Origin of the sequence: Zeimonas sediminis, from assembly GCF_023721795.1 — a bacterium.
Taxonomy (GTDB): domain Bacteria; phylum Pseudomonadota; class Gammaproteobacteria; order Burkholderiales; family Burkholderiaceae_E; genus Zeimonas; species Zeimonas sediminis.
Map to the genome: position 1 here is coordinate 241036 of NZ_JAMQYE010000002.1, position 18108 is coordinate 259143.

Consider the following 18108-nt stretch of genomic DNA (forward strand, 5'->3'; position numbering starts at 1 on the left):
GCTCACAGGCCGCGCGAGACGACCTCCTTCATGATCTCGCTGGTGCCGCCGTAGATGCGCTGGATGCGCGCGTCGACGTAGAGCCGGCCGACCAGGTACTCGTTCATGTAGCCGTAGCCGCCGAATAGCTGCAGGCATTCGTCGACGACCTTGCCCTGCAGTTCGGACGTCCACAGCTTGGCCATCGAGGCGCCGACCGTGTCGAGCCGGCCCGCGACGAGGTCCTCGACGCAGCGGTCGATGAAGACGCGGGCGACCCTGACCGAGGTCGCGATCTCGGCGAGCTTGAACTTCGTGTTCTGGAAGTCGGCGAGCGGTCGCCCGAAGGCCTGTCGGTCGCGAACGTAGGCGAGCGTGGCCTGGTAGGCGCCTTCCATGGCCGCCACCGCGCCCACGCCGATGAAGGCGCGCTCGTAGGGCAGGTCGGCCATCAGCTGGTAGAAGCCCTGCCCTTCCTTCTCGCCGAGCAGGTCCGCCGCCGGCACCCGGACGTCGTCGAAGAAGAGCTCGCAAGTGTCCTGCGCCTTCAGGCCGATCTTGTCGAGCAGCCGGCCAACCCGGAAGCCTTCGCGCCCCTCGGTCTCGACCGCGAGGATCGACATGCCGCGGGCGCCCTGCGAAGGGTCGGTCTTCGCGACCACCAGCACCAGGCCCGCCAGGAATCCGTTCGAGATGAAGGTCTTCGCGCCGTTCAGCAGATATTCCTGGCGACCGTCGGGCAATGCGCGCCGCTCGGCGCGCGTGCGGATTCCCTGCAGGTCCGAGCCCGCGCCCGGCTCGGTCATCGCGATCGCGCCCACCAGGTCGCCGCGCGCCATGCGGGGCAGCCAGCGACGCTTCTGGGCCTCGGTGCCGTGGTTCAGCACGTAGTGGGCGACGATGCTGTGCACCGAGGCGTTCATCCCCGAGAGCGCGCGCCGCGACATCTCCTCGCACAGGATCGCCTCGTGCCGGAAGTCGCCCCCGCCGCCGCCGTACGTCTCGGGAATGTCGGTGCACAGCAGCCCGAGCTCGCCGGCGCGCCGCCACAGCGCGTGGCCGACGTGACCGCGTTCGCGGGCCTCGGCGTCGCCCGGCTGCATCTCGTGCTCTACGAAGCGGACCACCGTGTCCCGGAAGGTCTCCAGCGAGTCGTCCATCCAGGACGGGCGCAGATCGATCGGCATGGCGCGGGCCTCGAGAGTCTTCGAAAGGCGGGGCCGCCGAGCGGCGGCACCGTCCGCGATGATGACATCGATCGGGGCGCGCGACTGCGGCGGTCGCCGCCCGACTGCCGGCCCGCCCGCTCAGTCGGCCACCGGCGCCTCGCCGAGGAGCTGCGGCTCGAACGCGTGCAGCGCCGGCGCGCCGCCGGTGTGCAGGAACAGCACGTTCTCGCCCTTCCGGAAGTAGCCGCGGCGGCTGAGGTCGATCAGCCCGGCCATCGCCTTGCCGGTGTAGACCGGGTCGAGCAGGATCCCCTCTGTCCGCGCGAGCATCTGCACCGCCTCGACCATCCTGGTGTTGGGTACCGAGTACTTCGGCCGCCAGTACTCGCCGAAGGTCAGCACCGCGCTGGCCGGCACGTCGACCTTCAGCCCCAGCAGATCGGCGACTGCCTGGGCTTCGCGATGGACCAGCGGGTCCTGGTCCGCGGGGTCGCGGCTCACGCCGATACCCACGATCGGGATGTCGATGTTGTTGCCCAGGAAACCCGCGATCAGGCCTCCGTGCGTGCCCGAGCTTCCCGAGCCGACGACGATGCGATCGATGCGCACCCCCTGCTCGAAGAACTGCTGCTGCATCTCCTGGGCACAGGCAACGTAGCCGAGCCCGCCCAGCGCGTTGGAGCCGCCGCCCGGGATCACGTAGGCCTTGCGGCCCTGCGCCGCGAGCTCCTCGGCCACCCGCGCCATCTCGCGATGCATGTCGGTGCCGGCGGGCACCACCGTCACCGCCTCGACGCCCATGAGCCGGAAGAGGAAATTGTTGCCGCTGGCGTCGACGCGGTAGCTGCCGGGGACGCGCTCCTCGATCACGAAGCGGCACTTCAGCCCCTCGCGCGCGGCCGCGGCCAGCGTGATCCGGCAGTGATTGGACTGCGGCGCGCCGCAGGTCACCAGCGTGTCGGCGCCCTTCTCGAGCGCGTCGGCCACCAGGAACTCCAGCTTGCGCGTCTTGTTGCCGCCCGGCGTCAGGCCGAGCATGTCGTCGCGCTTGACCCACACGTTCGGCCCGCCCAGCGCGCGGCTGAAGTTGGGCATGAATTCGAGCGGCGTGGCGCCTTGCGTGTAGCGACGCCGGGGAAAGCGTGAGAGATCCATCGTTCTTCCTTCAGGAAAGGGTTCGCGGTCGCCGCGCCGTCGGCCCGAGCCGCGCGGCCGGCCGCGGGTTCAGGGCCAGCGGACTTCGTCGTCGATCGGCCAGACGGGCCGCGGCATCCGGGTCCAGGGCAGGGTCTTGAGATTGGGCGTCGTGAGCCCCGGGCAGTCCACCTCGAGGATCCTGTCGGGCGGTGCGAAGCCGTCGAACGCGGCGCGGAAGTGCCCGCGGCTCTTGACGACCAGCGTGCGCACCTGGCTCGTGTCGACGCCGAGCGCCTCCAGCTGTGCCGGGTCGAGAAGCTGCTGCCGCTTCGAGATCACCGCGACCCGGATGCCGTCGAGCTCGAGCAGCACCGAGGGCCCCATCTCGAACGCGGAGCCGGCCAGCAGACCGCGCTTGCCGACGAATCGGCCGTCGCTCGTGGCCAGCACCCGGGCCGGCCACTCGAAGGGCTCGGCGAAGCGGTCGGCCTCGCAGTCGCGATTGAAGCGGGCCACGAACCGGGCCCCCGCACCGAGTTCCCGGGCCTCGGCGGCGAGCGCCGCATCGGTCTGCACGCCGCAGACCACGCCGGCGGCGCCCGCCTGCAGCAAGGCGCGCAGCAGCGTGACGGTGTTGCCGCCGCCGCCGCCGCCGGGATTGTCGGCGACGTCGGCGAGGATCAGCGGCGGCAGCGCAGCGCATTGTCCTGCTTCCACGGCCGCCGAGACCGCCTCGGCCAGCGGCGTCAGCCGCGACTCGAATCGCCCGCGACGCGCCCAGACCTCGCCGGCGAGCGCCTGCGCCGTGCGCCTGGCCAGGTCGCGCGCGCCGCGCGCGGCAGAGACGACCACCGAGAAGCCGCACTTCGTGCAGTCCGCCAGCGCGAAGCCGCCGCACATCGACACGTTCAGGACGTCGCCGCCCACGCGCGACTGGCCGATCTCGACCAGCTCGGCGTAGACGCTGCCCGGCGCGATCAGCTGCGAGGTCGCCGGCGGCACCAGCGGCAGCTTGACCATCTCGACGACCCCGGGCCCCTTGGCCAGCAGGGTCAGCAAATGGGCCGCAGCCTCTTCGCCCCGCTCGCGCAGGTCGACGTGCGGATTGGTGCGATAGGCGACGAAGGCCGACAGCGCATCGGTCATCCTGCGCGACACGTTGGTGTGCAGGTCGAAGACCGCGACGATCGGGACGTCGGGCCCCACGACTGCGCGCAGCCGCGCGAAGAATTCGCCGTCGGGGTCGTCGACCCGGGTGGTCAGCGCCGCGCCGTGCGAGGAGACGAACAGCGCGTCCAGCGGCATCGCCGCGCGCAGCCTCGATTCGATGTCGGCGACCAGCGACTCGAAGTAGGCGTGATCGACCGGCCCGCCGGGCTGGGCGGCAGCCATCCTGAGCGCGACCGGCGTCCAGTCGCCGCCCTGGTCCATGCGATCGATGAAGCCGGCGAGGTCTGGCAGCGTGCGCGGCGCGGCCGCCCGAAACTGCTCTGCGAGCGCCTCACCGGCGAGATCGATGGCCTGTTCGAAGGACTCGCGCGTGGTGACCGGCGACCAGCGGTTGCACTCGATGAAGAAGCCCGCGATGCCCACCCGGGGCGCGCCGGCGCGCGACTTCGAGGCGGACATCGCTCACTCCGGCTTGATGCGTTCGGCGATCGGCCGGTAGGCGGCGGCCTCGGCCTCGAAGAAGGCCTTCGCCTCCTCGACCGACAGCGGCCGGGCCAGCGCTGCGCCGGCCTTCTGCAGGGTCGCCTGGGTCTTCGGCTGCATCAGGACCTCGTTGATCGCCGCGTTGAGCCTGCGCACCACGGCGTCCGGGGTGCCCGAGCGCGCGAAGACCATGCCCCAGGTCTGCAGGTCGAGCGACTTCAGCGATTCGGTCTCGCCGAAGGACTGCGTGTCCTTCAGCGCCGGGATGCGCTCGCGCGACGACACGCCCAGCGCCTTGATCCGGCCGGCGCCGACCAGCGGTGCGACGTTGGGCGCGGTGGTCACGCCGACGTCGATCTGCCCGGAGACGACGTCGTTGACGATGTTCGAGCCGCCGCGATAAGGGATGTGGACCATGAAGGTGGCGGTGCGCGCCTTCACGGTCTCGGCCATCACGTGCTGGAAGGTGCCCACGCCGGGCGATCCGTAGGTGAGACCGCCGGGGCGCTTGCGCAGCATCGCGACCAGTTCGTCCATCGTATTGGCCGGGAAGTCCGGGCGCGTCACGAACGCCACCGGTGTCTTTCCGGTCATCGCGATCGGCAGCAGGTCCTGGCTGCGGTAGCGCGCCGCGGCCGCGTTGACGATCGGCACCATCACCGTTTCGCTGAGGCTGCCGTAGAGCAGCGTGTGCCCGTCGGTCTCGGCGCGAAGCAGCCTCTGCACGCCGAGCGCGCCGCCGGCGCCCGCGACGTTCTCGACGATCACCGGCTGGCCGAGCCGGCTCGAGAGATCGGAAGCGATCAGCCGGGCACCGAAGTCGGACGCGCCGCCGGCGTTGTAGGGCACGATCAGCGTGATCGGCCGCGACGGCCAGGCCGGCTGCGCGAGCGCGGCGCCGTGAAGCGCGGCAGCGACGGCGGAAGCGGCGGCGACCGCGAAGAAGTGGCGTCGGGTGGTCCGGTTCGTCATGGGTGGTCTCCTCGCTGGAATGCACCGCGATCCTGAACCGGGCGAGACTTCGTGGTAAGAGGCATTTTCGCCAAGCTGCATGGCAGAATCGCCACCATGTCCAAGCCCGTCCCGAAGCCGGTCACGTCTCCACGCGCGGCGCGCGCCGCCAGGCCGGGCCATGGGTCAGGCGAACAGGCACCGCCGCCGCGCCGCCCGCTCCGGGTCGAGATCCTCGCCTGCGACGACGCGATGCACGGCCCGGCAATGGCAGCGATCGACGTGATGGCGATCGCCAACATCCTCGCGTCGATGCGAGGCCGGCGGTCGGCGGCCGTGCACTGGCAGTGGCGAAGACCGGACGGCAAGGCGGCCCCGCGAAACCTGCCCGCATCGGGCGCGCGCGGCCGCGCGGCCGACCTCCTGATCGTGCCGGGCTGGCAGGCGCGCAACGGCCCGCACCTCGACGCACTGGTCCGCAGGGACCGCGCCGCCATCGCCCGAGTGCGCGAGGTCCACGAGTCCGGCGGCCATGTGCTGGGCATCTACACGGGCGTGGCGATGCTGGGCGCCGCGGGCCTGCTCGACGGCCGCGACGCGGTCGTGCCCTGGCCGTTCGTCCAGTCGGTCAAGCGGCAGGCGCCGCTGCTCAGGCTGGAGGCCGGCGAGGGATGGATCTGCCGCGACCGGATATGGACCTGCGACTCGCCGGCTCTGGTCACCGAGGCCATGGTGTCGGTGCTCAGGGAGCTCGGTCTGCAGGCGCTGTCCGACTCGGTCGGCCATGTGCTGCTGCACTCGCGCGAGCGGCAGCGGCTGTCGGGGCAGGTCGCCGCGACCAGCACGACGCGGATCGGCGCCGGCACGCTGGAGCGGGCCCGCCGCTGGCTCGAGGACCACCTCGACCGGCCCTACAGCCTGGAGGAAACCGCCCGGGCCGCGGCGACCAGCAGCCGCTCGCTGCTGCGGCACTTCCGGGCCGCGCTCGGCACGACCCCGCTCCAGTACCTGCACGAGGTGCGCGCCATGCGCGCGCGCATGCTGCTGGAGACCTCCTACCTGCCGGTGGACGGCATCGCCGAGCTGTGCGGCTATCGCGACACGGCCATGTTCCGGCGTGTCTTCGAGAAGTCGACCGGCATGACGCCGTCGGCCTATCGCGAGAAGTTCCGGCTGCGCGACCGCCGGCGCGAGTGGGGCCGCGACCTGCGCGCCTGAGGCGGCCGCCGCGCGGGCCGGCGGCTCAGGCCGCCTTCGCCAGCGCGGCGATCTCGTCGAGCCGCTTGCGATACTCGCGGCGCAGGCGGTCGACCAGCTCGCCGGCGGGCACGATCGCGTCGACCGCGCCGATTCCCTGGCCGGCGCCCCAGATCTGGCTCCAGGTCTTGGGCTTCTCGCGCTCGCTGCCGAAGTTCATCCGGTTCGCATTGCGGCTGTCGAGCGCCTCGGGATCCAGCCCGGCGGCCCGGATCGACGGCTTCAGGTAGTTGCCGTGCACGCCGGAGAAGTAGTCGGTGTACACGATGTCCTGCGCGCCGCTTTCGACGATCATCTGCTTGTACGCCTCGGGCGCGTTGGCCTCCACGGTGGCGATGAACGGCGAGCCGATGTAGGCGAGATCGGCGCCCATGGCCAGCGCCGCCACGATCGCATCGCCGCGCGCGATGCAGCCCGACAAGAGCAGCGGGCCGTCGAACCAGCCGCGGATCTCCTGCACCAGCGCGAACGGGGACTGCACGCCGGCGTGGCCGCCGGCGCCCGCCGCGACCGCGATCAGCCCGTCGGCGCCCTTCTCGATCGCCTTGCGCGCGAACGTGTCGTCGATGACGTCGTGCAGCACGATGCCGCCGTACGAGTGGACCGCCTCGTTGACCTCGGGCCGCGCGCCCAGCGAGGTGATGACGATCGGCACCTTGTGCTTCACCAGCACTTCGAGATCGTGCTCGAGCCGGTCGTTCGACCGGTGCACGATCATGTTCACCGCATAGGGCGCGGAGGGCGCGTCCGGGTGCCGGCGGTCGTGCTCGGCGAGCTCGGCCTCGATCCGCTCGAGCCACTGCGCGAAGGCCTCCTTCGGCCGCGCGTTCAGCGCCGGGAACGAACCGACGATGCCGGCCTTGCACTGCGCGATCACCAGTTCGGGATTGGAGACGATGAACATCGGCGAGCCGACGACGGGCAGGCGCAGGCGGTCGCGCAGGATCGGGGGAAGCGACATCGGGAACTCTGCAGGTGGTGGGGCGAGCCGCGGATCTTAACCGCTGGCCGAGGGCTCAGCCGCCGTTCGGGGAGGCCTCGCCCCGCTCATCCCGCTCATCCCGCTCCTCGCGCTCCCGTTCGTCGCGCACCGCCTGCGCGGCGGCCTGGCACTCGTAGAAGATCCGGGCGCTGCAACGCGCGCACACCTGCCGATCGAGCCGCTCGTAGATCGCGGCGATCGCCTGGTCCTTGGTCGGGAAGAGATTCTCCTCGCCGATCGCCTCCAGCAGGCCCGCGCGGCGCATGAGGGACTCGGCGTTCTGGCGCAGGCCGTGCAGGTACAGGCGTCCGCCGCCGGCCCGGCGTCGCGCCGCCTCCTGCGCGAGCAGCGACGCGCCGGCCACGTCGACGAAGTTCATGTTCCTGGCCAGCAGCAGCAGGTGCTTCTGGTCGGGCGAGATCTCGCGCAGGATGTCGAGGTGCGTGGCAACGTGGTCGACCGCGCCGAAGTAGATCGATCCCTCGATCGTGAGCATCTTCAGCTGCGGGCATTCCTGCCGATCCTTGTCGAGCGGCACGAAGGTACGGGCCGGGTCTCGCACGTCGGGCACCTGACTGCGCATCACCGGGCGCGAGGTGCGGTTCAGGTAGAAGACCAGCGAGGCGGCGACGCCGCTGAGCACCGCCACGTCGAGCCGCAGCACCAGCGTGGCGGCCAGCGTGAGCAGAAGCACGCCGCCTTCCGAGCGGCTGGCGGCCATCGTCTGCCGGATCCGGCGCACGTCGATCAGCGAGATCGCCGCCAGCAGCAGGACCGCGGCGATCGCCGGCTGCGGCAGCCAGCGGACCGCCGGTGCGAAGGCCACGACGATCGCCGCCAGCACCAGCGCCGAGAACACGGCGGCCAGCGGCGTGACTGCGCCCGCCTCGAAATTCGGCCCCGAGCGGTTCACCGAGGCGCTGACCGGCAGGCCCGAGAAGAAACCCGCGGCGATGTTCGACAGGCCCTGCCCGATGAACTCCTGGTTGCCGTCGATCCGCTGGCCCGAGCGCAACGCCACCGCGCGCGCGATCGACACGGACTGCGTGAGCGCCACGATCGACAGCGCCACCGCCAGGCCGAACAGTTCGCCGAGGCTCGCCAGGTCGTGCAGCGGCCAGGACAGCGGCGGCAGGCCGCGCGGGATCGCGTCGAGATAGCGCAGGCCGCTATCGCCGTCCGAGACCCGCGCCAGCGCATCGAACGCCGCTGCCGCGGCGGTGCCCGCCAGCATCGCGACCACGATGTGCGGCCAGCGCGGCCGCCAGCGGCGACAGCCGAGCCCGGCGGCGACCGTGACCGCGGCGACGGTCAGCGCGCCGGGCTCGATCTGCGCGGCCTGCGCCGCCACCTGCGCCAGCGCGCCCGCGATGCCGCCGCCCGGCTCGGCCGGCAAGCCGAGCAGCGCCGGCAACTGGCTGACGACGATCAGCAGGCCGGCGCCCGCCATGAAGCCCACGATCACCGGCTGCGAAATGAAATTGACCAGCGTGCCCAGCCGCAGCAGGCCCAGCAGCAGCATGAACGAGCCCATCAGGAAGGCCAGCGTGAACGCGAGCCTCAGGTACTCGGGACTGCCCGGCACCGCGAGCGAGGCCAGCGCCGCGAAGGTCATGATCGACACCGCGTTGGTGGGGCCGGACACCGTGTGCAGCGAGGACCCGAACAGCGCGGCCACGACGGTCGGCACCATGGCCGCGTAGAGCCCGTACTCGGGCGCCACCCCCGCGAGCGTCGCGAACGCGATGCCCTGCGGCAGCACGATCAGCGCGCCGATCGCGCCGGCGACCAGGTCGCGCGGCAGGCTGCTGCGGTCGACCAGGTGCCACCAGCGCAGCGGCGGGAACAGGCGCGCCAGCAGCAGGCGGCGGCTCATCGGCCCGCTCCCTCGCCGCCGGCCGCGGCGGATGCGTCGGCCGAGGCCGTCGCGGCGGGCGTGGCCAGCAGCGCGGCGATGCGATCGGCGAGCCGCCCGTGGCGGTCGGTGCGGCGGCGCGCGCCGTCTTCGAGCGCGGCGGCATCGGCCCAGACCTCGACCCGCTTGCGGGCGCGGGTGGCGCCGGTGTAGAGCAGCTCGCGGTTGTTGAGCCCGTGGGCCGGCGGCGCCGGCACGAGCGCCACCGAGTCGAACTCGGAACCCTGCGACTTGTGGACCGTGATCGCGAAGGCATCGTCGTGCGCCGGCATCTGCCTGACCGGCAGCCAGCGCAGCGATCCACCGGCGTCGAAGACGACGGCCAGCGGCGACGCGGGCCCGGTCGATGCGCCTCGCGCGCCCGCGTCCTCGCCTGCCGCCGACGGGTCGGGCAGGCACAGGCCGACGTCGCCGTTGAAAAGGCCGAGCTCCGGGCGGTTGCGGTTGACGATCACGATCCTGCCGATATACCAGATGGCGCCGGCCGGTGCGCCGACGCGGCGCCTGAGCCGGGCCGCGACCGCAGCATTGATCGCCGCGACCCCGAGCGGACCGTCGCGCAGCGCGCACAGGACGCGGTGGGCGTCGAAGGCGGAGAGGATCCGTTCGGCCGGCTCGCCGTCGGCCAGCGCGGCGAGCGCCGTCGCCCACGCGGCCATCGCCTGCTCGGCGATCGCCGCCGCCGAGGCCGGGCCGTGCAAGGCCACGCCCTCGACGACGGGCGGCGGCGATGCGGCCTCGCCGCGGGTCCAGCGGTCGCGAAGCCAGCCCGAGAAGGCGGTCAGGCCGGGAACCGACGACTGACGGTAATTGCGCTCCAGCCTGACGACCGCGGCCAGCCCGCTCGCGCAGGCCTCGGCGAATGCCGCGCCCGCCTCGACCGACGCCAGCTGGTCGCGGTCGCCGGCGAGCACCAGCCGCCCGCCGTCGGGCAGCGATTCGACCATCGCGCGCGCGAGCTCCAGGTCGAGCATCGACGCCTCGTCGACGATCACCAGGTCGTGACGAACCGCGCCCGGGGCGGCCCGTGCCTCGTCGCCGCGCAAGCCGAGCAGGCGGTGCACGGTCATCCCGGTGGCCGGAAGCCGCCCGGCCAGCGCGCCCTCGGGATCGAGGTGCGCGAGCTGGCCTGCGAGCGCCTGCGCGAGCCGCGCGGCGGCCTTGCCGGTCGGCGCAGCGATCGCCACGCGCGCGCCGGGCGCCAGCCGGGAGAAAGCGACCAGCAGGCGGGCCATCGTCGTGGTCTTGCCGGTGCCCGGGCCGCCGGTGACGATCGCGAGCCGCCGAGTCAGCGCGGTGCGGATCGCCTCGCGCTGCAGCGGATCGACCTCGGCTTGCGGCGCGGCCGCGTCGAGCGCCGCATCGAGCGCGGCGGCGTCTGCCACCGGCGCCGCAGCGTCGAGGGCGACCAGCCGCTCGGCCAGCACCGATTCGGCCCGCCAGAGCCGGTGCAGGTACAGCGCGGCGCCGTCCAGGACCAGCGGAGCGACCACCGGCGCGGCGCCGGCCGCTGCCGCCACGGCGGGGCTCGCCGCCAGGCGCGCGCGCTCGTCCGGGTCGTCGACCGGCACGAAGGCGTGGCCGTCGGCGGCGGCCAGCCAGGCCCGGCGGGCCCAGCGGGCGATCGGCGCCTCGCTGCCAGGATCGACCTCCGCGCCGGTGCGGTGCAGGCGAAGCACCGCCTGCGCGAAGGCCTCGGCGACGAGCGCGCCGGGCGCGCCGGGCTGCCCGCGTGCCCCGTTCATCGCGCCTCCCCGTCGAACAGCCGGTCGAGGCGCTCGATCAGCGCCCGGGACGGCTTGCTCGCGTGCACGCCGGGCACCGACCCGCCCGGGGGCGACGGCCGCACGCCGCGCAGGAACACCCAGAAGGCGCCGCCGACGTGCCGGTCCCAGTCGTAGCCGGCCAGGCGCCGGCGCAGGAAGCGATGCAGCACCAGCAGGTACAGGCAGGCCTGCAGCGAGTAGGCGTGGTCGCGCATCGCCGCGTCGAGCGCCGGCGCGCCGTAGTCGGCGAAGCCGCCGCCGAGCCGGTTGCTCTTCCAGTCGAGCACGTACCAGCGGCCGTCCTGCTCGAACACGAGATCGATGAAGCCGCGCAGAAAGCCGCTCCAGCGCGAGCCGGCGACCAGCGCGTCGACCGGGTACTCGCCGGCGACCGCCTCGACCAGCGCGCGATCGTCGACGTCGCGCCCGGGCAGCAGGAAATCCATCTCGCGCACCGCGGCGCGGGAATCGATCCCGCGAAGCGAGACCGCGCGGCCGTCGCCGGGTGCGCGCAGCCCGGTGTCGAGGACCTCGTCGAGCCAGCCGGCCACGCCCTCGGTCGCGGAAAGCGGGAAACCGGCCCGGCCGAGTTGCGCCGACACCAGGCGGCGATCGATCGGCGCGCCGAACTCGCAGTGCTCGAGGATGCCGTGCAGGCAACTGCCCGCGCGCGCCCCGGCGGGAAAGGCGAAGCGCAGCGCCTGCCCCGAGGCTTCTGCCGCCTCCCGCCCCTCGCCGGGCGCCCCGGAGCCCGGGGTCGCCTCGGATTCGGCGATGCCGGCCTCGGATTCGGCGCTGCCGCCTTCGGGCTCGGCGATGCCGGCCTCGTATCCGGCGCCGATCCCGCCGGCATCGACCTGATCGTGATCGGGACGCTCGTCGGCGACCGGCCCGGTCCCGGCATCCGTCCGGCCCCCCGCGTCGGCGATGCGCTGCGCGAGCGCGCTGAAGCTGGTCCGGATCCACGGCGCCGGAATCGGCCCCTGGAACCCCCGGACGACCGGCATCGAGGCAGGCGTGCGGCTGCCGGCAACGATGGCGTCCGCGTCGGCGGCGACGTCCTCTTCGGCAGCGGCGCCCGCCTTGGCCTCGGCCGTGAACGGCAGCCCGGCCGCCGCGAGATCGACCACCGCCACGCTGCCGCCCGGCGCCGCGTCGCGCCAGGCCTCGACCGCGCCGGACAGCACGACCGGATCGCCGGATCTCTCCGGATCGCCGGCGAAGCCGCCCAGCGCGGCGAGGCGCCCGGCGAGCGGCGCGTCGGCCGCCGCGTCGACCGGCCCCCACAGCAGGTAGCAGCGCTGCTCGGCGCGCGTCAGCGCCACGTAGAGCCGGCGAACCGATTCGGCCCGGATCTCGTGCATGCGCTGGGCGACCGCCTCGTCGGCGGGGCGGTCGGACAACTCCAGCACCGGCCGCCTTCGGGCGGCGCGGTCGGGGCCCGGGGCCGGGTCCGGATGATGGACGAAGGGCGCTTCGGCCTTCGCCTCCCGGCCTTGCCAGGCGAAGGGCAGGAACACGAACGGGAACTCGAGCCCCTTGCTCTTGTGGACCGTGAGGATCCGCACCAGGTTCTCGTCGCTGTCCAGGCGCAGCTCGAGCGCCTCGCCGCCCCGCGCATCGCTGCCGCGCTCGCGCATCAGCCAGCGCCAGGCCTGGCGCGGCCCCTGGGCGGCCTCGTGCGACGCCGCGATCAACTCGAACAGGTGCAGGAAGTTGGTCAGCCGCCGCTCGCCGTCGCGCAGACCGGCCAACCGCGCCGCGGCGCCGCTGCCGAACAGCAGGCCGCGCAGCGCCGCCTGCGGACCGCGTCGCGCCCAGGTGTCGCGGCAGTCGGAGAAGCGCTCCACCCAGGCATTCCAGCGCGCGGGCTCGGCCGGCAGCGCCTCGAGCGACGCCGCGTCCAGCCCCGCCGGCGTCGCCAGCAGGGCCGCACGGACCAGGCCGCCGTCGGCCGGCTCGGCGACCGCCGCCAGCCAGCGCGCCAGCTCCTCGGCCTGCGCCGAGTCCACCACCCGCTCGCGGGAAACCTCGACCGCCCCGATGCCGACCGCGCCGAGCGCGCGCTTGACCAGGCTGCCCTGGCGGTGAGAATCGACCAGCACCGCGATGTCGGAGGGCGCGACCGGCGCGTCGTCGAGCCTCAGGCCCGCTGCCAGCAGGCGGCCGATCTCGGCCACCGTGGCCGCCACCGCCAGGTCGCCGGCGCGATCGGCCGAAAGCGCCGCGCCGCCGGGCCCGCCGGCCAGCCGGAGCACGGTGAGCGGCGCGCGCGGCGCACCCGCGACGGCCCGGTCGTCGCCGCCCTCGCCGCCCGCCAGGGCCCTGCGCCTGCGGGTGCCGACGCGAGCCGCCCGGAACTCGATCCCGGGCACGCCGAAGGCGTCGCCGGCTTCGAACAGCGCGTTGACCGCCTCGACCAGGCCCGGCACCGATCGCTGGTTCTCGCGCAGCGCGTGCCCGGCCGGGCCGGCGTCGCGCGCCTCGAGGTAGGAGTAGACGTCGGCCCCGCGGAACGCGTAGATCGCCTGCTTCGGGTCGCCGACCAGCACCAGGCCTCCATGGCTCCCGCCGCCGGGCGCGCCCGGCCCGTCGAGATGGATCCGGCGGAAGATCGCCCACTGCCTGGCGTCGGTGTCCTGGCATTCGTCGATCAGCGCGAGCGGGTAGCGCTCGCGCAGCGCGCGCGCGAGCCTGGCGCCGGATCCCGGCGCGTCGAGCGCGTCGTGGACGATCGCGAGCAGATCGTCGAAGGCCAGCCGCTCGCCGCCGGTGCGGCGCGCGAGCCGGCGCGGCTCGCCGTCGCGCCAGACCTCCTCGGCAAGTTCGGCAGCGACGTCGTCGCAGCGGGGCAACAGGCCGAGCAGCTCGCTGCAGAGATCGGGCAGCGCGTACGCCGGCATCGGCCGGCCTGCCAGCGCCTGCTCGAATCGGTCGCGCGCCAGCTTGCCGACCGTATCGGCGAACTTCCCGCGCGCGCTGCGGGTCATCGGCACGCCGGCCGGCCGATTCGCCCAGTCGGCCAGCTTCGCCAGCCAGCCCCGTGTCCAGCCGGACTGGAAGAACTTCCCGCTGACGTTGCCCTTGGCACCGATCCAGTCGAGCAGCGGCGCCGCCTCGGCCGCCAGCGCGGCGGCCAGCCGCGCGCGCAGCCCGGACATCTCGACCGACAGCGCCCGCCAGTCGCCGGCCGGGACCGCGCGCAGCGCGTCGGGGTTCTCGTGGATCGCCCGGACCCGCCGCGCGAGCGACTCGGGGTCCACGCCGCTCTCGGCGAGCAGCGCGAGCCCGGCGGCGTCTGCCGGCACCACGCGGCGGCGCCACCAGTCGTCGACCATCGCATCGATCCAGCCGTCGTCGCCCTCGCCGACCTCGACGCCGCCGGCCAGGCCGATCGTCAGCCCGTGCTCGTCGATGACGCGCTGGCAGAAGCCGTGGATCGTTCGAACCGCCGCCTCGTCGATCCGCGCGTGCGCGATCCGCAGCCGCCTGAGCGCGGCCTCGCGATCGTCGATTCGCGCGAGGTACTCGCGGCAGAACAGCTCGTCGACCGGCGACGGCGCGCCGGCGATCGACGCCTCGAGCAGCGCGGCCATCGCGGCGATCCGCTCGCGGATGCGCGCCGCCAGCTCGGCGGTCGCCGCGTTGGTGAACGTGACGACCAGGATCCTGTCGATCTCCAGCCCTTCCTCGACGAGCGCTCGCACGACGAGGCCGGCGATCGTCCAGGTCTTGCCGGTGCCCGCATCGGATTCCAGCAAGTGGAAACCGCGCAGGATTCCCGGATCGAAGACGGGATGGGCGTCGAGCGCGGCCGGCGTGCTCACCGCAGCACCTCGATCGCGATGCCGGCCACCACCGGCGCCCAGAGCCTGTCGCCGTCCGACACGACCCTGCGCAGGTCGGGCTCGGCGTCGCGCCAGAACACGGCCTGCCAGGGCTTGTCGAGCTCGCCTGCCGCCCACGGCCCGCCGACGATCGCGTTGCGCAGCGTGCGCAGCAGCTTTGCGGCGCGCTCGGGGTCGGCGTCGAGGCAGGAGGAAAGCGGCCCGCCCTGCCTCGACTCGCGCCACGCCGCGAGCCAGGCGCGAGGGAAGGCCGCCGGCGGCCCGGCGAGGATCGCGTCGACCGCGTCGACCGCGTGCCGGAGCGCGGCGACCGGGTCGTCGATCCGCACGACGGCGGTCGCATCGGGCGCCGCGACGACGGTCTCGGCCAGCGCGAGGCCCGGCGGTCGGCGAGGCGCGCCGCCGGACACCGCCGCCGCGGTGTCGTCGGCGCCCAGCCATGCCGCGATCAGCGCGTGCGCGAGCCAGGCCTCGACCAGGCCGTGCAGATTGAGCGGAAAGCCGCTGACGATACGCAGGCGGCCGTCGGGCGCAGGCAACGGCAGCCTTGCGCGGATCGCCGGGCCGTCCGCCAGCGCGACCTCGATCTCGGCCGACCGGCTCGACTGCGCTCCGCCGGCACGCTCGACCAGCCCGAGCGCATGCTCGACGATCGCGCGCGCCTGTCGTTCGCCGACCGCGCCGCCGGCGGTGCGCGGCGCGGCGCACAGCAGCGATTCGACGCGCGCCGGGTCCTCGCCGGCCAGCAGACGGCGCGCCGTGGCCCCCAGCAGGTCGCGGTCGTCGGCGTCGCGCGGCCACAGCGGCTCGCGGGCATCGGCCTGCGGCGCGAGCGACGGCAGGCTCGCCCCGATCCGTCGGCGCAGCCAGAACGGAATCGGGTCGGCGAGGGCCGAGCGCAATTCGTCCAGGGCGAGCGGGCCGGCTTCCGGCACCGCCCCCGCGTCCGCGGTCGCGGTCGCGCCGGCAGCGGGGCGAATCTGCGGCTGCGCCCCGGTCTCGCGCACCGGCCCCGCCTGCCGGGCCCTCGCCGCGAAGGGCGCGGCCAGCGCGACGGCGGCGCCCAGCCACTCGCGCGCGTGGCTGCCGCCGAGCGCCGGCGCGAAGGCCCGCGGCGAAAAGGGATGCAGCGGATGCTCGACGATCGTCGACGCGTCGGCGGTGGCCGGCATCCTGCGCCGGGCCGGCGCCTGCGCGTCGAGCCCGAGCCGCTCGCGCAGCCAGCCCATCAGCTCCAGGACCACCGGCGAGGGATTCAGCGGGGCGTCGTCGCGAACGTCGCGACCGCGGAACAGGATCGCGAGCCGGTCCTGTGCGGCGAGCACCGCGTCGAGGAAGACGCCCCGCTCGTCGGTGCGGGGAAAGCGATCGCCGAAGCGTGGCGCACGCGGCATCAGGTCGGCCTCCGCCCGCGCACCGCGGCGCGGAAAGACGCCCTCGTCCATTCCGAACAGGCAGACCACCCTGAAGGGCACGCCACGCAGAGATCCGAGCGGGCAGACGCTGACCGCCCCCGATGCGGTGGCGGCCGGCGCCGATGCGCGAAGCGCCTCGTCGAGCGCCAGCGCGAAGGCCCTGCCGTCGATTCGCGGCGTTTCGCCACCCCGCGCGCCCTCGCCGCCGGCCGGCCAGGTCGGGCCCTCGGCCGCCTCGCGGGCGGCTTCGGCCAGCCCGCCCAGCGCTTCGCGAAGCCGCGCGAGCGCCGCCTCGTGCCGGCGGGTGCGGCCGAAGATCCGCTCGACCGCCGCGGCGAAACGTTCGCACCACTGCGCGACCGGGCGCTCGCGCCCGGCGAACGCGCGCAGCGACGCGAGCGTGTCGAGCAGCCGGAGCACCGGCTCGATGCGCAAGGCCCGGCTGCCGCGCAGGCCCTGCACCGGCGCCATGCCCGCAACCAGCGGCAGCTCGTCCGAGACCGCGGCCCCGATCAGCAGCCGGTCGATCGCATCCCGCCAGCCGTGCTTGACCGCTCCGTCGGAGGCGTCGAGGCCCCAGCGCGCGCCCGCCGCGTCGAACACCCGCACCAGCTCGGCCACGTCGTCGGCCGAGAGGCCGGTCGCCTCGGCCACCGCCGGGTTCAGCAGCCAGGCCTCGACGGCGGGCAGCGACGGCCCGGGCCCGGCGAGTTCCAGCAGCTCGCGCGCGGCGCGCAGCAGCGGCTCGGTCCCGGGCGGCAGGCCGGAGATCGACACCGGGATGCGGCGGGCCTCGCCGACAGTGGAGAAGACCGCGTCGATCGCGGGCGCGGCGCTCTCGATGTCGGCGCAGAACACCGCCACCTCCGACGGGTGCAGCCCGGGCAGACGCGCGAAGCAGTCGAGCAGGTAGTCGTGCAGCACCTCGGCCTGCCGCGTCGCGCTGTGCGCCGCGTGCACGACGATCGAGTGGTCGGGGCCGGGCACCCGCTGCCAGGGCGCGTCGCTGCGCAGGAACACCGACTGCCTGAGCGCCCGGAGGCAGCCGGGCGGATCGTCGGCGCGCCCGTCGGGATCGTCGAGCTCGCGAAACGGCTCGCTCGCCTGCACGCCGAAGCGCTCCTGCAGCGCGGCGACCTGCGCGACGAAGTCGCGCTGCGCGCGTCCCCAGTCGCCCAGCACGGCGGGCTCGCCGTCGTACAGCCAGGCCTGGTCGGGCCGCTCGGCGAGCACCCTGGCGCGCTGGCGGCTGTCGGCCAGGTCCTCCCACCACTCGCGGCACGGATCGGGCGCGAAGAACGCCACGTCGGCGACCTCGCCGAGCAGTCCGAACAGCGCGAACTGGGCCGGCGACATGCCCGGCATCCCGAACAGGCTGACGCGGCGCCCGCCGAGCGCGGCGCGCACCGCGCCGGGGTCCTCGAGCACCAGCCGCTCGAGCCGCTCGTAGGGATGCTCGTCGGCGAGCCCGGGCATCGAATCGAGCAGGCCTCGCCAGAGCCAGGCCTGCCAGGCCTCGTGCGGACCCAGGTCGGCCTGCGCCCCTGCCGCGGGCTCGCCGCGCCGCCAGCGCTCTAGCCAGTCGCGCCGCCAGGCGAGATAGCGATCGAACAGCCCCGCGACCTCGGTCGCCACCGCCAGCCGCTGCCGCGCCGGCGCGCCGGCCACCCGCTCGCGCAGCGGCGCGAGCGCGGCCTCGTCTTCGGGCAACGCATCGAACATCGCGAGCAGGCGCCAGCGGACCACCTCCGGCTCGAAGGGCGACCGGGCAGGCAGCGCGGGCATCAGCTCGCGCAGCCATCGCCAGAGCAGGCGGCCCGGCAGCTCGGGCTCGAGCCTGGCGCACACGCCGAGGCGCGCGGCGACCCGCTGCTGCAGCCAGCGCCCGACGCCCACGCTCGGCACGATGACCGGGTGCAGCGCGAGCGGATGGCCGGCAGCCGGGGCCGCGACCCGCTCGATCAGCGCATCGGCAAGGCGGTCGAGTCGGTTGTCGAAGCGGATCGACAGCGGCATCGGCGCGGCGGCGGCGAAGG

Annotated in this window: 10 protein-coding genes; 1 reads left to right on the forward strand and 9 read right to left on the reverse strand. The window is 74.2% G+C overall.

Annotation, left to right across the window (positions count from 1 at the left end; genetic code table 11):
• Positions 1-2 precede the first annotated feature (2 nt).
• The 4 genes from M6I34_RS16575 to M6I34_RS16590 form a co-directional block, all read right to left on the reverse strand.
• Positions 3-1166 carry an acyl-CoA dehydrogenase family protein gene (locus M6I34_RS16575; protein WP_272486918.1) on the reverse strand — a complete coding sequence of 388 codons (1164 nt, stop codon included), beginning with the start codon at positions 1164-1166 and terminating at the stop codon, positions 3-5.
• A gap of 120 nt (positions 1167-1286) precedes the next feature.
• Positions 1287-2303, reverse strand: a complete 1017-nt coding sequence (cuyA, locus tag M6I34_RS16580; protein WP_272486919.1) for a D-cysteate sulfo-lyase — start codon at positions 2301-2303, stop codon at positions 1287-1289.
• Positions 2304-2372: 69 nt separating this feature from the next.
• Positions 2373-3914, reverse strand: a complete 1542-nt coding sequence (locus tag M6I34_RS16585; RefSeq protein WP_272486920.1) for a M81 family metallopeptidase — start codon at positions 3912-3914, stop codon at positions 2373-2375.
• A 3-nt stretch (positions 3915-3917) separates the two neighbouring features.
• Positions 3918-4910 (reverse strand): Bug family tripartite tricarboxylate transporter substrate binding protein, encoded by a 993-nt coding sequence (locus tag M6I34_RS16590; protein WP_272486921.1) that lies wholly within the window; start codon positions 4908-4910, stop codon positions 3918-3920.
• A gap of 96 nt (positions 4911-5006) precedes the next feature.
• Between M6I34_RS16590 and M6I34_RS16595 the strand changes: the two genes are divergently transcribed.
• Positions 5007-6107 (forward strand): GlxA family transcriptional regulator, encoded by a 1101-nt coding sequence (locus M6I34_RS16595; RefSeq protein WP_272486922.1) that lies wholly within the window; start codon positions 5007-5009, stop codon positions 6105-6107.
• A gap of 25 nt (positions 6108-6132) precedes the next feature.
• On the opposite strand, the gene M6I34_RS16600 is transcribed toward M6I34_RS16595, so the two are convergent.
• From M6I34_RS16600 to M6I34_RS16620, 5 genes are read right to left on the reverse strand one after another with little or no spacing between them, the layout of a single operon-like run.
• A complete protein-coding gene (locus M6I34_RS16600) occupies positions 6133-7107 on the reverse strand; it encodes an NAD(P)H-dependent flavin oxidoreductase (protein ID WP_272486923.1) in 975 nt (324 codons plus the stop codon).
• 55 nt (positions 7108-7162) lie between these two features.
• On the reverse strand, positions 7163-9004 hold the full coding sequence (locus tag M6I34_RS16605) for a SulP family inorganic anion transporter (RefSeq protein ID WP_272486924.1): 1842 nt from the start codon (positions 9002-9004) through the stop codon (positions 7163-7165).
• Complete coding sequence (locus M6I34_RS16610; protein WP_272486925.1) at positions 9001-10788, reverse strand: AAA family ATPase; 1788 nt, start codon at positions 10786-10788, stop codon at positions 9001-9003. The genes M6I34_RS16605 and M6I34_RS16610 overlap by 4 nt, the downstream gene beginning before the upstream one ends.
• Positions 10785-14636, reverse strand: coding sequence for a UvrD-helicase domain-containing protein (locus tag M6I34_RS16615; protein ID WP_272486926.1), 3852 nt, complete (start codon positions 14634-14636; stop codon positions 10785-10787). Before M6I34_RS16615 ends, M6I34_RS16610 begins: the two co-directional genes overlap by 4 nt.
• Positions 14633-18088, reverse strand: a complete 3456-nt coding sequence (locus M6I34_RS16620) for an exodeoxyribonuclease V subunit gamma (protein ID WP_272486927.1) — start codon at positions 18086-18088, stop codon at positions 14633-14635. Before M6I34_RS16620 ends, M6I34_RS16615 begins: the two co-directional genes overlap by 4 nt.
• Positions 18089-18108: the final 20 nt, after the last annotated feature.